Annotated in this window: 11 protein-coding genes; 4 read left to right on the top strand and 7 right to left on the bottom strand. The window is 68.4% G+C overall.

Translation table 11 applies throughout. From position 1 onward, the window contains the following. Window positions 1–26: 26 nt before the first annotated feature. From ASD05_RS03820 to argE, 6 genes are all read right to left on the bottom strand, one after another. Window positions 27–1,976, bottom strand: a complete 1,950-nt coding sequence (locus tag ASD05_RS03820) for an acetyl/propionyl/methylcrotonyl-CoA carboxylase subunit alpha (protein ID WP_056587920.1) — start codon at window positions 1,974–1,976, stop codon at window positions 27–29. Continuing rightward, a complete protein-coding gene (locus tag ASD05_RS03815; RefSeq protein ID WP_056587918.1) occupies window positions 1,973–3,583 on the bottom strand; it encodes an acyl-CoA carboxylase subunit beta in 1,611 nt (536 codons plus the stop codon). The genes ASD05_RS03820 and ASD05_RS03815 overlap by 4 nt, the downstream gene beginning before the upstream one ends. A gap of 97 nt (window positions 3,584–3,680) precedes the next feature. After that, window positions 3,681–4,454 (bottom strand): MHYT domain-containing protein, encoded by a 774-nt coding sequence (locus tag ASD05_RS03810; protein WP_056587915.1) that lies wholly within the window; start codon window positions 4,452–4,454, stop codon window positions 3,681–3,683. A gap of 135 nt (window positions 4,455–4,589) precedes the next feature. Beyond that, entirely contained in the window at window positions 4,590–6,251 is a 1,662-nt protein-coding gene (locus ASD05_RS03805; RefSeq protein ID WP_056587912.1) for a hypothetical protein, read from the bottom strand. Between the two features lie 118 nt (window positions 6,252–6,369). Beyond that, the gene (locus ASD05_RS03800; RefSeq protein WP_056587909.1) at window positions 6,370–7,593 is read right to left on the bottom strand and encodes a DUF445 domain-containing protein; all 1,224 of its coding nucleotides are present in this window, start codon (window positions 7,591–7,593) and stop codon (window positions 6,370–6,372) included. Window positions 7,594–7,846: 253 nt separating this feature from the next. After that, complete coding sequence (gene argE / locus ASD05_RS03795) at window positions 7,847–9,013, bottom strand: acetylornithine deacetylase (protein WP_056587906.1); 1,167 nt, start codon at window positions 9,011–9,013, stop codon at window positions 7,847–7,849. A 105-nt stretch (window positions 9,014–9,118) separates the two neighbouring features. Here argE and ASD05_RS03790 point away from each other — a divergent pair, with 105 nt between their 5' ends. The 4 genes from ASD05_RS03790 (at window position 9,119) to ASD05_RS03775 (ending at window position 13,209) form a co-directional block, all read left to right on the top strand. Beyond that, complete coding sequence (locus ASD05_RS03790; RefSeq protein ID WP_056587901.1) at window positions 9,119–10,309, top strand: glycerophosphodiester phosphodiesterase; 1,191 nt, start codon at window positions 9,119–9,121, stop codon at window positions 10,307–10,309. Between the two features lie 20 nt (window positions 10,310–10,329). Beyond that, complete coding sequence (locus ASD05_RS03785; RefSeq protein ID WP_056587898.1) at window positions 10,330–10,827, top strand: nucleoside deaminase; 498 nt, start codon at window positions 10,330–10,332, stop codon at window positions 10,825–10,827. Window positions 10,828–10,904: 77 nt separating this feature from the next. Continuing rightward, window positions 10,905–12,107 carry a M20 aminoacylase family protein gene (locus ASD05_RS03780; RefSeq protein ID WP_056587894.1) on the top strand — a complete coding sequence of 401 codons (1,203 nt, stop codon included), beginning with the start codon at window positions 10,905–10,907 and terminating at the stop codon, window positions 12,105–12,107. Between the two features lie 7 nt (window positions 12,108–12,114). Further along, the gene (locus ASD05_RS03775; protein ID WP_056587891.1) at window positions 12,115–13,209 is read left to right on the top strand and encodes a M14 family metallopeptidase; all 1,095 of its coding nucleotides are present in this window, start codon (window positions 12,115–12,117) and stop codon (window positions 13,207–13,209) included. A gap of 284 nt (window positions 13,210–13,493) precedes the next feature. Here the strand turns inward: ASD05_RS03775 and ASD05_RS03770 are convergent, their stop codons facing one another. Then, window positions 13,494–14,621: an ABC transporter substrate-binding protein gene (locus ASD05_RS03770; RefSeq protein WP_056588398.1), complete on the bottom strand. Its 1,128-nt coding sequence runs from the start codon at window positions 14,619–14,621 to the stop codon at window positions 13,494–13,496. Window positions 14,622–14,668 lie beyond the last annotated feature (47 nt).

The following is a 14,668-nucleotide window of genomic DNA, read 5'->3' as shown; positions in this document are numbered from 1 at the left end:
TCGGAAATGGGTAGGAGCCGTTGCCGTCATGCATCCGCGACCTGCGCGACCACATGGCGCGCGGCCACCTGCGCGCCCACCGCGACATGCAGGGCGACGCGGCCGGCGCGCGGCGCGCAATGGACGTGCTCCATCTTCATCGCTTCGAGCGTGACCAGCGGCTGGCCCGCGGCGACCGCATCGCCTTCAGCCACGAGCAGCGCGATCACCCGGCCGTTCATGGAGGCGCGCAGCAGGCCGTCGGTGTCGGTGCCGTCGGTGCGCGCCACCGCGACGTGCGTGAGGTTCTCCAATCGGAACGACTGGCCGCGAAAGTGGAAATCCACGCGTTCGGCTTGCCGCGCGATGAACGCCTGCTCGGCCAGCCCGCCGCACGAGAAGCGCAGGCTGCCGTCGCTAGGCAGTGCGAGCAATGCGAGCTGCGCGGGGGCTGCGCCGTCCAGTGCGATGTCGAATCGGCCGGCACCACGCGGTGTCACGCGGGCCGCACGCACCACGCCATCGAGCGAGAAGCGCAGGGAATTGGGAAGCGTGTGCGCCAGCGGCGAGGGCCAGCCGCGCTCGCCCAGTTGCAGCAGCAGCGCCGCCAGCAATGCAGCGCGGGTGTCGTCGACGGCATCCGCGGCAAGCAGCGATTCGAGGTGATCGCCGATGAAGGCGGTCGTTGCCGCGCCGCTCGCGAACACATCGTGCGACAGTGCACGCTGCAGCAGTTGCTGGTTGGTCGAGAGGCCGAGCGCCACCGTGTCCTGCAGGCCCGCGACCAGCCGCTGCCGGGCTTCCTCGCGTGTGCGGCCGTGCGCCACGAGCTTGGCGAGCATCGAGTCGTAGAAGGGCGGCACGGCGGCACCGTCGCGCAAGGCGTGCTCGGTGCGCAACGCGGGCGAAGGCCGCCATGCCGCGAGCGCACCGCTTTGCGGCAAGAAACCCTGCTGCGGGTCTTCGGCGCACAGGCGCACCTCGATCGCGTGGCCGGCGATGCGCACCTCCTGCTGCGTCAAGGGCAGGGGCTCGCCGGCCGCGACGCGCAGTTGCAGCTCGACCAGGTCGAGGCCCGTCACTGCTTCGGTCACGGGGTGCTCCACCTGCAGGCGCGTGTTCATTTCCATGAACCAGTACTGGCCCTCTGCATCGAGCAGAAACTCCAATGTGCCCGCGCCTTCGTAGGCGATGGCTTTCGCCGCCGCGACGGCGGTCGCGCCCATGCGTTCGCGCAGCGCGTCGGACACGGCCGGCGAGGGCGCTTCCTCGATCACCTTCTGGTGCCGCCGCTGCACCGAGCAGTCGCGTTCGCCGAGATGGATCGCGTTGCCGTGCCGATCGGCGAACACCTGGATCTCGATGTGGCGCGGCGCGACGATGGCGCGCTCCAGGATCACGGTGGCATCGCCGAAGGCATTGAGCGCTTCGGACTGCGCGCTGTGCAGCTGCTCGGCGAAGTTCGCCGCCGAGTTGACCAGCCGCATGCCGCGACCGCCGCCGCCCGCGGTCGCCTTGATCATCACGGGCCAGCCGATGCGTGCCGCCTCGGCCGCGAGCTTTTCCGTGCGTTGGTCTTCGCCCTGGTAGCCCGGAATGCATGGCACGCCCGCCGCCTGCATCAGCCGCTTGGCGCCGGCCTTGTCGCCCATCGCGCGGATGGCTTCGGGCGATGGCCCGATGAAGACCAGCCCCGCATCGCGGCAGGCCTGCGCGAACGCCGCGTTTTCCGCGAGGAAGCCGTAACCCGGATGCACCGCATCGGCGCCGCTCGCATGCGCGGCCTCGATGATCGCGGCGATGTTCAGGTAGCTCTGCGCTGGCAGCGATTCGCCGATCCACACCGCCTCGTCGGCCTGCCGCACATGCTCGGCATCCGCATCCGCGCTCGAATAAACGGCCACCGTGCGGCAGCCCATGGCGCGCGCGGTGCGCATCACGCGCACCGCGATCTCGCCGCGGTTCGCGATCAGGATCTTGTGGAACGCGCTGCTCATGGCCGTGCCACCGAAAACTGCATCGGCTGCGGCACGCGCGCATCGGCATCGCGGCACACGGAAAGAACCTCGGCCAGCACCGCGCGCGTGTCGCGCGGGTCGATCACGCCATCGTCCAGCAGCAGCGCGCTGGTGGTGAACACGCTCATCTGCCGCTCGAAGCGCTCGACGACCTGCTGCTGCATTGCCTCGATCTTCGCGTGATCGACCGCCCCCTTTCGCGCCATGCCGGCCTCCATCACGATGGCCATGGTCTTCGCCGCCTGCTCGCCGCCCATCACCGCGGTGCGCGCGTTGGGCCAAGAGAAGCAGAAGCGCGGCGCGAAGCCGCGGCCGCACATGCCGTAGTTGCCCGCACCGTACGAGGCACCGCAATGCAGCGTGATCTGCGGCACGTTGGCATTGGTCACGGCCTGGATCATCTTCGCGCCGTGCTTGATGATGCCGGCCTCCTCGTGCGCGCGGCCCACCATGTAGCCCGTGATGTTCTGCAGGTAGACGATGGGCGTGCGCGACTGGCAGCAGGCCTGGATGAAATGCGTGGCCTTGGTCGCGCCGTCGGAGTCGATGGGGCCGTTGTTGGTGACGATGCCCACCGCATGCCCTTCGAGCCGGATGTGGCCGCAGACGGTGGCGCTGCCGTAGTGCTCGCTGAACGCCAGGAACTCGGAGCCGTCGGCGATGCGCGCGATGACCTCGCGCATGTCCACCGGCCGCCGGCCGTCGCTGGGCATGATGCCGAGCAGGTCTTCGGCGTCGTAGTGCGGCGGCGTGAATTGGCGCTGCGCCTCGGGGCGTGCCCAGTCGATGCCGCCGAGGATGGCGCGCGCGATGCGGATGGCGTCGCGGTCGTCTTCCGCCAGGTAATCGCCCAGGCCCGAGATGTGGGTGTGCATCACGGCGCCGCCCAGCTCTTCTTCGGTGGCGATCTCGCCGGTGGCCGCCTTCAGCAGCGGCGGCCCCGCGAGAAAGGCCCGCGTGCGGTCGCGCACCATCACGATGTAGTCGGACAGCCCGGTCTGGTAGGCGCCGCCCGCGGTCGAGGAGCCGTGCGTCACCGTCACCACCGGCAGCCCTGCGGCCGACAGCCGCGCGAGGTTGCGGAAGATGTTGCCGCCGCGCACGAAGTCCTGCACGCGGTATTGCATGAGGTTGGCGCCGGCGCTTTCCACCAGCTGCACGTAGGGCAGCTTGTTCTCGAGCGCGATCTCCTGCACGCGCAGCTGCTTGTCCAGGCCCATGGGCTGCAGCGCGCCGGCATCGATGCCCGAGTCGGAGGCGCTGACCATGCAGCGCACGCCCGACACCTGGCCGATGCCGGAGATCAGGCCGCCGCCCGGCACGCTCCTGGCCAGATCGGGATCGTCATGCCCCAGCCCCGCGAGCGAGGCCAGCGGCAGGAAGGGCGCGCCCGTGTCGAGCAGCAGCGCGATGCGCTCGCGCGGCAACAGCTGCCCGCGCTTGGCGAAGCGCTCGGCCGAGGCGCCGGAGGCGGCCACGGCGCGAGCCTCGTGCCCGCGCACCTGGCCGAGCAGCGCGAGCATGCCGGTGCGGTTGGCCTGGAAGGTGTCGCTGGCCGTTTGCAGCCGGGATTCGATGACTGGCATGTGGAGTTTGTGCAGGTCGCTTGTTTTCGCTCTGCACCGACTCTAGGGGGCGGGCGCCGCCCCCGCTTGCGCTTACTGGCTGGCCGCCGCAGGGCGGTCAGCTTGCGCGGGCGCGCCGCGCAGCCACCGGGGCGTCGAGGCTGCTGCCGGTGACCACCCAGTAGATGAAGATCAGCACCGCGCCTGCCGTGCCGAACACCGTGAGGCCCATGTAGCTGCCGCCGATGGCCAGCGCGTCAGTGGGCGCCGCGGCGATGCACACCATGCTCGCCGCGCTCATGCCCACGTAGTGCATGGTGCAGACCGCCACGCCCATCACCGCAGCGGCCGCAACCTTGTGCGTGAACTTGCGCAGGTTGAACGCCAGCCACAGGGCCGCTCCGGCGGCGGTGACGGCGATCAGCACCGACAGCCCGACCCTCGTCAGGTCGAAGTCCATCGAGGCGCGCATGTTCATCGCGAACATGCCCATGTAGTGCATCACGCAGACACCGACGCCGGCCAGCAGGCTGCCGCCGAGCCAACCCGATTTGCTGAACTTGCGCCGTCCGCCGGCCATGTAGAGGGCAATGCCGGAGATCAGGATGGCCGCCACCAGCGACACCACCGTGAGCGGCATGTTGTACGAGATGGCCACCGGCAGGCGGTACGCCAGCATGCCGATGAAGTGCATCGACCAGATGCCGATGCCGCCCAGCGCCACTGCCGCGCAGGCCACGACGGCGAGGTTGGGTTTGCCGTCCGCCCCGACCATGCGGCCGGCGCAGATGAGGGCCACCAGCGAGCCCGCGAAAGAAATGACGAACGAAAGCGCCACCATCCCCAGTGCGTACTCGGGCGACAACAGTTGGCCTGTGACGAGCGGTGTCATGCGATGTCCCTTCCAAGAAAAGAGCGCCTCGCGGACCCCCCGATCACCGGATGCGATCGGGACGCCGCAAGACGTCCCGCGCAGTCTGTAATATTTGTTTTTAAAAGTAAATCGAAATCTACACTTTTCGTTACGCTACCTTACGGGGCGAATTCGATATATCGCATTGTTGCGATCGGCAGCCATGTAGATCGTGCCGTCGCGGCTCACCGCAACGCCCGTCACCACATAGGGCGGGGGCAGCCCCGGCCCGGGCGCGAGGCCGATCGGCAGGTTCTCGGCGACCGTCCGGCGCGTGCCGTTCACGGGGTCGATTTCCACCAGCCGGCGCGCCGCGCTTTCCGCCACGATGAAGCTGCCCCACGGCGTCTGCGCCAGCCCCTCGGGCAGCGCCAGCCCGTCGGCCACGGTGCGCAGCGGCGCACTGGCGTCCAGCGGAAGGCGCAACAGCTTGCCGGCGGCCTCGGTCACGTAGAGCGCGCCGTCTTGGCCGACGACCATCTGCACCGGGCCATTCAAGCCGCTAGCAAGCACTGACTTTTCGGAAAACTTCGGCCCGCTGGCGCGGGTGATGCTGCCGGTGGCGATCTCGGCGTAGATCACGCTGCCGTCGGGCATGGGGATGGCGTCGAACGGCGCCTTCAGGCCGTGGATGGTTTCGACGGTCTTCAGCGTCTGCCGGTCGACCAGCTGCACCGTGCCCGTGAACCACGAGCTCAGCGCGAAGAGCCTGGGCGAAAGCCCGACCGCGAACGGGTAGTCGAGGTCGGGGTCGCGCTGCATGCGGAACACGTCGCGCACCTCGCCGGTGCGCACGTCGACCTGGCGGAAGCCGAAGACGTCGGCCACCCAGAGGTCGTTGCCGTCGATCTTCATGCCGGCCGGCACGGCCAACTTGCCGCTGGTGAGCGTGCGCAGGTCGCCGGTGGCGGGGTTGAAGGCCTGCACCTCGTTGTTGGCCATGTTGGAGACGTAGATGGTTCCGTCCGGCGTGTCCTTGGCTATGGCGAGGTTGTCGAGCGAGGGCCGCAGCTGCTTCGCGACGGTCTTGCGGCCGGTGGCGAGGTCCACCCGCACCAGCTCGCCGCTGCGCGCATCCACCACCCAGAGGTTGCCCTTGCCGTCGAGGTTAGCGGCGGCCGGGATCTTGAAGCCATCGGCGATCACGGTCATGGCGCCGTTCGCCGGGTCGATCTTCACGACCTGGCCCTTGAACCACAGCGGCCCGTAGAGCATGCCGTCGGGCCCCACCTCGAAGCCGTTGAAGCCGCCCATGTCCTTCTTGATGAGCCGTGGCGGCTTCTGGCCTTCGCGGTCGATCTCCCACAGCGCGTCGCCCAGGAACACCTGCGAGGCGTAGAGCCTGCCGTTGCGGCGGTCGAAGTCGAGCGAGTTGAGGCCGGGCAGGTCCTTGGCGAGCACGCGCATGGGCGCGGTGTCGCTCTCGCGGTAGCGCAGCATGCCCATGAGGTAGTTGGTCCAGGCCAGCTCGCCCTTGGGGCCGACGGCGATGTCGTCGGCCTGGCCTTCGGGCGCGTCGATCAGCACCTTGGCCGCGCCGGTGTTGCGGTCGACCTCCCAGAGCGTGTTGCCGACCACCGAACCGGCGAGCAACCGGCCCTTGGCGTCGATGGCCAGCCCATGCACCCCCGCGAAGGACGACGGGGCGACCAGCGCCTCGGGCGGACCCCAGGAGGCGGGCCGCGTGGCCGATGGCGGCGCGAGGCTGCCGCAGGCGCCCAGCAGGGTGAGGGTGGCGGTCAGCGCGAGGGCGCCGAGGCTGCTTCGACGGGGCATGGTGCGTGTCTCCTCTGGTTGATCGATGCGCGGAACAGTCTAGGAGGAGGGCGGAGCCGCGGGGTCTCTCCGGAGACAGAATGCGGACTTTCGTCCGCTGTGGATTACCCGGGGCCGCTCAGCCGCGCAGCAGCTGCGTGACCGTGTGGATCAGCAGCCCCACGAGCCCGCCCACCAGCGTGCCGTTGATGCGGATGAACTGCAGGTCGCGCCCGATGTGGCGCTCCAGCTCGAGCGTCATCTCCTGAGCGTTCCACTCGCCCACGCGTTCCTCGATGTAGCGGCGGATGTCTTCCCGGTAGCGCTCGATGGCCAGCGGCGCGGCCGCCTCGATCTGCTCGTTGATCCAGCGGCGGATGGCCTCGTCGCCCTGCAGCCGCGTGCCCAGCGCGCCGGCCATCGAGGCGATGCGCCGGCGGATGGTCGAGTCGCCGCGGCCCAGGTCGTCGTGCAGCCACGCCAGCAGTTCGCCCCACAGCCCGTGCAGGTAGTCGCCCAGGGCCGGGTGCGCGACGAGCTCGGCGCGGATCTGCTCGCCGCGCTGCTGGAACTCGGGGTCGAGCTTCAGGCGCACCACGAAGTCGTCGACGAAGTGGTCGAAGCGCCGGCGCATCGGATGGTCGGGCTCGGCCGCCAGTTCGCCGATGGTGCGCGCCACGGCCGCGACGATCTTGCGCGTGGCCAGCTTGGCGGCCACCTGGTCGAGGCCGACGTAGCGCAGCGTCTTGATCTCGCGCGCGATGGCCTCGGTGATGTGCGCCTGCACCTCGTCGCCTTCGAGCAGGCCGGCCACCTGCTGCAGCACGTCGTCGAGCAGTGCCTGGTGGCGCCCGCCGGCGGTGAGAGCGTCGAGCGCCTGGCCGGTGAGGCGCGAGAGGTCGATCTTCTCGAGACCCGCCGCGGCGGCGCGCCCCAGGAAGTCCCGCACCCGCTCGTCGTCGAAGGCCGAGAGCCCGTAGCGCGTGGCGGCCACGCCCCATTCACCGAGCTTCTCGCCGCTGGCAGGCCGTGCCAGCCAGTCGGCGATGCGGCCGGCCGCATCGAATTCCCGCAGCTTGCCGAGCACCTGTCCGGTGCTCAGGAAGTTGTCGCAGATGAAGCCCGCGAGCTTGGCGCCGATGCGGTCCTTGTTGCTCGGGATGATGGCGGTGTGCGGAATCGGCAGGCCCAACGGATGGCGAAACAGCGCCACCACCGCGAACCAGTCGGCAATGGCGCCGACCATCGCGGCCTCGGAGAAGGCTGCGACGTAGCCCCACGCCGGGTGCTGCACATGCAGTGCACTGGCCACTGCGTAGAGCACGGCGGCGCCGCACAGCAGGCCGAGGGCGACGCGCTTCATCAGGCCACCGGGTACTCCCCTCCGCGAATGTCCCCCGCCTTCGGCTCCTCCTTTATTTCGCTGCGGGGAGCACCCGGTGCCCTGTGCACGATGGGCGCTCTGCTCATGCCGGCAGTTCAACCGCTCTGCTGAACGATCACGCCGATGGGGTACCTTGCGCAGCGAAATAAAGGAGGAGGCCGCAGGCCGGGGGACATTCGCGGAGCAAGGTACCCCGTCGGCGTGAGCGCCCCCCGGAAAGCAACGCACCATCTCAGCCGATGCTAGGAGAAGAAGCCAGCCGCTCCATGAACAGTTCGCAGCGCGCCAGCTGTTCGAGGCTCACGTACTCGTCGGGCTGGTGCGCCTGCTCGATGCTGCCCGGACCGCACACCACCGTGGGGATGCCGGCGTTCTTGAACAGGCCCGCTTCGGTGCCGAAGGCCACCAGAGTGGTGCGATCCTCGCTTGCCAGGCGCTGCGCCAGCAGCGTGACGGGGTCGTTGGCAGAGCCCAGGAAGCTGGGGATCTCGCAGATGGTCTCGAAGCTGAAACCCGCATCGGGCGCCACCTTCTTCATCGCCGGTTCGATGCTGCCCGCGTAGGCCACCACGTCGGCCTGCATGCGCTTCGCATCGGCGGTCGGCAGGTCGCGGAACTCGTAGCGGAACTCGGCGTCGCGCGGCACCACGTTGTCGGCGATGCCGCCGTGGAACTGGCCCACGCTCGCAGTGCTGAAGGGCACGTCGAAGCCCTCGTAGCGCGGCTCGCTGCGCTCGAAGCCTTCCGCCATGTCGCGCACCTTGCCGATCACGCGCGCCGCCATCTCGATGGCATTGACCGACTTCGGCGTGAGCGACGAATGCGCCTCCTTGCCGCGCACGCAGCACTTGTAGCGGTAGACGCCCTTGTGCGCGATGGCGGGCACCATGCTGGTGGGTTCGCCCACGATGCAGGCCAGCGGCTTGATGTTGGCTTCGCGCATGTCGGCGATGAGTTCCTTCACGCCGAAGCAGCCGATCTCTTCCTCGTAGCTGAAGGCGAAGTGCACCGCGAAGGGCGAGTCGCTTTCCAAAAAGCGCTTCGCGTTCGACAGCGCGATGGCGATGAAGCTCTTCATGTCGGCCGAGCCTCGGCCGTACAGCCGCTCGTCGCGCACCACGGCGGAGAGCGGGTCGACGCTCCAGTCCTGCCCGTCCCACGGCACCGTGTCGGTGTGGCCCGAGACGATCACGCCGGCCGGCTTGCCTTCGCCCAGCGTGGCGAACAGGTTCGCCTTGGTGCGTTCGGCGTTGTAGGTGATGCGGCTCTTGACGCCCAGGGCCGCGAGGTGGCTCTGCGCGAAGTCGATCAGTTGGAGGTTGCTGTTGGCACTGACGGTGTTCATGCGCACCAGGGTCTGGGCCAGCAGCAGGCTTTGGGGGGAAAGCGTGTGGAGCATGCAACACATTCTCCAGGAAGTCGGCGGCGCGCGAGCGTGGGGGTCGAAGCTGTCACGCGAAACGGGTACCCTGCGCCTCTTCATTCGGACGGAGAAACCACGACCATGCGCACCCTTCAGATCGCCCTGACCGCCACCGCCGCCCTCTGCGTGGCAGCCTGCAGCAGCACCGGACCCTCCAGCAACAAGCTGCTGACGCTCGACGGCAACCCGCCGCTGGTCATCGCCCACCGCGGCGCATCGGGCTATCTGCCGGAAGAAACGCTCGAAGCCTATGCGCGCGCCATCGAACTCGGCGCCGACGTGATCGAGATGGACCTGGTCTCCACCAAGGACGGCGTGCTCATCGCCCGCCACGACCCCAACCTCGCCATCAGCACCGACGTGGCCAAGCACCCCCGCTTCGCCTCGCGCAAGAAGACCATCAAGGTCGACGGCGAGACCCAGACCGGCTGGTTCAGCAACGACTTCACGCTGGCCGAGATCAAGACCCTGGGCGGCATCTCCACCGACGCCGAGCGCCCGCAGGAATTCAACGGCAAGTACAAGGTCCCGACCTTCCAGGAGATCATCGATTTCGCCAAAGCCAAGTCGAAGGAAACCGGCCGCACCATCGCCATCTACCCCGAGACGAAGAACCCGACCTACTTCCGCGACCTGGGCCTGCCGCTGGAAGACAAGGTCATCGCGGCCATCAACGCCGCCGGCTGGAACAGCAAGACCGCGCCGATCTATGTGCAGTCGTTCGAGCCGGGCAGCCTGAAGTACATGAAGAGCAAGGGTCTCAACACGAAGCTCATCCAGCTCATCGACGGCGACAGCGTCGACCTGAAGACCGGCGCCGTGACCTTCGCCGTGCCCAGCGATCGCCCCTACGACTGGACCAAGGCCGGCGACAAGCGCAACTTCGACGCCATGGTCACGCCCGCGGGCCTGGCCGAGATCAAGACGTACGCCGACGGCATCGGCCCCTGGAAGCGCTACATCGTGAGCGTCAAGGGCACCATCGGCGCCGACGGCAAGCCGGTGGACGTCAACAAGGACGGCAAGATCAACGACGCCGACGCCACCTCCACGGCGCCCACCTCGCTGATCGCCGATGCGCACAAGGCGGGCCTGTTCGTGCATCCCTTCACCTTCCGCAACGAGTCGCGCCGCCTGGCCTCCGACTACAACAAGGACGGCAAGAACGAATACGGCGTGTACTACAAGCTCGGCGTGGACGGCGTGTTCACCGACTTCACCGACACCGCGCTGGCCGCGCGCGCCGACTACCTGAAGAGCATCGGCCGCTGAACGCGGGGCGTCGTCCAGACATGAGCGCCGACCTGTCCCCGCGCGACCTCGAACTGCTTCGCATGGCCATCCGGCTGTCGGACGAATCGAAGGCGCGCGGGCGCCATCCCTTTGCCGCGCTGGTGGCGAACGAGCACGGCGAAGTCGTGGTCACCGCGGGCAACAACTCGATGCCGCCCGAGGGCGATCCCACGCAGCACGCCGAACTGGCAGCGGCGGCGCAGGCCGCGCGCCTGCTTACGCCCGGGCAGCTGGAGCGCTGCACGCTGTACACCAGCGCCGAGCCCTGCTGCATGTGCGCGGGCGCCATCTACTGGACCAACATCGGCCGCGTGGTCTACGCGCTGTCCGAGCACGCGCTGCTCGGCCTGACCGGCGACCATCCCGAGAACCCGACCTTCTCGCTGCCCTGCCGCGAGGTCTTCGCGCGCGGGCAGCGGCGCGTCGAGGTGGTGGGGCCGCTGCTCGAGGAAGAAGCTTCCGTGCCGCACCTCGGCTTCTGGACCGCCGGACACTGACAACACCGGATAACGAGGCTTTGCGGGTGCCTCGAAACGCCGGAGTGGATAGACTGGCGTTTTGAGACGACCACGCCATGAAACTCATCGACTCGCTCGTCACGCAGGCCGCCGGCATTGCCGCCGTCCGACGTGACCTCCACGCCCATCCCGAACTCTGCTTCGAAGAAGTCCGCACCGCCGACGTGGTGGCAGGCAAGCTCACCGAATGGGGCATTCCCATCCACCGCGGCCTGGGCACCACCGGGGTGGTGGGCATCGTGAAGAACGGCACCAGCAGCCGCGCCGTGGGCCTGCGCGCCGATATGGACGCGCTGCCCGTCACCGAGCTCAACACCTTCGCCCACGCCAGCAAGCACCACGGCAAGATGCACGCCTGCGGGCACGACGGCCACACCGCCATGCTGCTGGCGGCCGCGCAGCACCTGGCGAAGAACCGCAATTTCGACGGCACCGTGTACCTGATCTTCCAGCCGGCGGAAGAGGGCGGCGGCGGTGCCCGCGAAATGATCAAGGAAGGGCTGTTCGAGCAGTTCCCCATGGACGCCGTCTTCGGCATGCATAACTGGCCCGGCATGAAGGCCGGCCAGTTCGCCGTGAGCCCCGGGCCGGTGATGGCTTCGGGCAACAAGTTCTTCGTCAACGTGATCGGCAAGGGCGGCCACGCCGCGCTGCCGCAGACCGGCATCGACCCGGTGCCGATCGCCTGCGAGATCGTGCAAGCCTTCCAGACCATCCTCACGCGCAAGATGAAGCCGACCGATTCGGCCGTCATCTCCGTCACTACCATTCACGCCGGCGAAGCCAACAACGTGATTCCCGACAACTGCGAGCTGTCGGGCACGGTGCGCACCTTCTCGATCGAGGTGCTCGACATGATCGAGGCGCGCATGAAGCAGATCTGCGACCACATCTGCGCGGCGCACGACGCCACCTGCGACTTCCGCTTCGAGCGCTACTACCCGCCCACCGTCAACACCGAGGCCGAGGCCGACTTCGCGCGCCGCGTGATGGGCGGCATCGTCGGCCCCGAGAACGTGCTGAAGCAGGAGGCCGCCATGACTTCGGAAGACTTCGCCTTCATGCTGCAGGCCAAGCCCGGCGCGTATGCCTTCATCGGCAACGGCGACGGCACGCACCGCGACGTGCACCACGGCGAAGGCCCGTGCACGCTGCACAACGCCAGCTACGACTTCAACGACGACCTCATCCCGCTGGGCGCCACCTGCTGGGTGCAGATCGCCGAGCAGTTCCTCAAGCCCGGCGGCGCAAGCGCCTGATCGCCACATGATCGGAATCGCCGAAGCCTTCTCGCCGCGCTACGCCCAGGCGCGCCAGAAGTTCCTGCAGGGTTGCGTGAGCGCCGGCCTCGCGGTCGAGCCGCACGCGCATCCGCTCAAGGGGCGCGACGGCGAAGACCTGTCGATGGACGTCGCGCTCGACGGCGACGCGAACGCGCAGAACCTGTTGATCGTCACCAGCGCCTGCCATGGCGTCGAGGGCCATTGCGGCAGCGGCGTGCAGGTGTTCGCGCTGCACGACGCCGAATGGCGCGAGAAGGCGAAGGCGCAGGGCGTGGCGGTGCTGTATGTGCACGCGCTCAACCCGCACGGCTTTTCTTACGGCCGTCGCGTGACGCACGAGAACGTCGACCTGAACCGCAACTTCATCGATTTCTCGAAGCCGGTGCCGGTCAACGAGCCCTACGCCAAGCTGCACGAGCTGCTGCTGCCCGCCATCTGGCCGCCCACGCCCGAGAACCAGGCGGCGGTCGCCAAGTGGATCGAGAAGCTCGGTGTCACCGCCTTCCAGGCGGCAGTGACCAGCGGGCAGTACCAGTTCGACGACGGCCTGTTCTTCGGCGGCAGGGCGCCGACCTGGAGCAACAAGACGATTCGCAGCGTGCTGAAGCGCCATGCGGGCAATGCCCGACGCATCGCCTGGATCGACCTGCACACGGGGCTCGGCCCCAACGGCCTGGGCGAACGCATCTTCGCCGGCCGCGACGACAAGGCCGCCTATGCGCGCGCCAATGCATGGTGGGGCACGCCGGCCGCGCCCGTCACCTCGATCTACGACGGTTCTTCGACATCGGCGCTGCTGCGCGGGATGATGTGGGATTCGGCGTACGAGGAATGCCCGCAGGCCGAGTACACCGGCATCGCGCTCGAGTACGGCACGCTGCCGTTGCTCGAAGTGACCGGCGCCCTGCGCGCCGACCACTGGCTGCACAAGCATCCCGAGGCGCCGGCCGACCTGGCCGACGGCATCCGCGCGCGGATGCTCGAGGCGTTCTACACCGACACCGATGCCTGGCGCGGGCAGATCGTCAGCCAGGCTCGGCAGGCGATGTTCCAGGCTGTGGACGGTCTAAGCGGTTGATTTCTTGGGCGCGCTCACGCCGACGGGGTACCTTGCTCCGCGAATGTCCTCCGCCCTTCGGGCTCCCCCTTTATTTCGCTGCGCAAGGCACCCCACCGGCGTGATCGTTCAGAGCACTGGTTGATCGGCCGCACACCAGCCGCGTGCCCTGTGCACAGGGCATCGGGTGCTCCCCGCAGCGAAATAAAGGAGGAGGCCGCAGGCCGGGGGACATTCGCGGAGGGGAGTACCCGGTGGCCTGGGCACGCCCCCCGAGCGCACGAACGCAGCCCCGAGGCAAAGACCTAAGTCCTGACCCGCCCGTCCCCCGTCAGCATCGACAGCTCGACGAACTTCGAGCCCACGTGGTTCTTGGCCGAGAACGACACCTCGAACCCGCCGAACTGCTGGCGGTCGATGCTTTCCAGCCCCGCGATCAGGCTCTCGCGCGTGGGCTTGCCCGGCGCCTTGCGCAGGCCTTCGGTCAACACCTTCGCGGCCAGGTAGCCCTCCATGCTCGAAAAATTGGCGCTCGCGCCGCCCCCGGCCTTGCGCACCGCGTCGGTGAACTCGCGCGCCAGCGCATTGGCCGGGTTGTAGGGCGAGGGCACCACCTGCGTCACCACCACGCCGGCCGCCTGCTTGCCCAGTTCGTCCGCCAGCGCCTGCGTGCCGACGAAAGACATGTTGAAGAAGGTACCGCCGTAGCCCGCCTTGCGCGCCTCGCGGATGAAGGCCGCGCAGGCCTTGTACGCGCCGACCTGCACCACCGCATCGGGCTGGGCCGCCAGGATGGTCTTCACCGCCTGCGCCACGTCGGCCGAGTTGCGCTCCACCGTGGCCAGTGCCACCGGCTTCAGCTGCTGCGGTGCGAGTGCCAGCGTCACGCCGTCGAGCCCGGCCTTGCCGTAGGCGTCGTTCTGGTAGAAGACCGCGATCTTCTTCAGGCCCAGGTGGGTGAGCTGCTTCACCATCAGCGCCGTCTCGTCGTTGTACGAGGCGCGCAGGTGGAACACGTTCTTCTGGAAGGGCTCGCGCAGCGACATCGCGCCGGTGAATGGTGCGATGAACGGCACCTTGTCCTTCACCGCCAGCGGCAGCGCGGCCAGGCTGGTCGGCGTGCCGACGTAGCCGAAGAGGGCGAACACGTCCTCATCGATCAGCTTCTGCGTGTTGGCGGCGCAGCGCTCGGGCTCGTAGCCGTCGTCGAGGTTCTTGATCACCACGTTGCGGTGCCCCGGCTGGGCGTTGTAGGCGTCCAGGAACAGCTTGGCGCCCTGGTTGAACTGGATGCCCAGCTGCGCCGCCGGTCCGGTGAACGGAGCCGACTGGCCCAGCACCAGCGGCGTGTCGCCCTGCGCACGCGCAATGCCGAAGCCACCCAGGGTGGCAGCCGCGCCTGCGGCCAAAGAAAAATGACGTCGATTCAACATGATCAAAACCCGTTCCTGCGCTCTGATTGGCGCACAAATTAGACTCG

Source organism: Variovorax sp. Root434, assembly GCF_001426595.1.
Classification (GTDB): domain Bacteria; phylum Pseudomonadota; class Gammaproteobacteria; order Burkholderiales; family Burkholderiaceae_C; genus Variovorax.
Note: the sequence above shows the minus strand (reverse complement) of the source record. Positions and strands in the feature narration are given on the sequence as shown.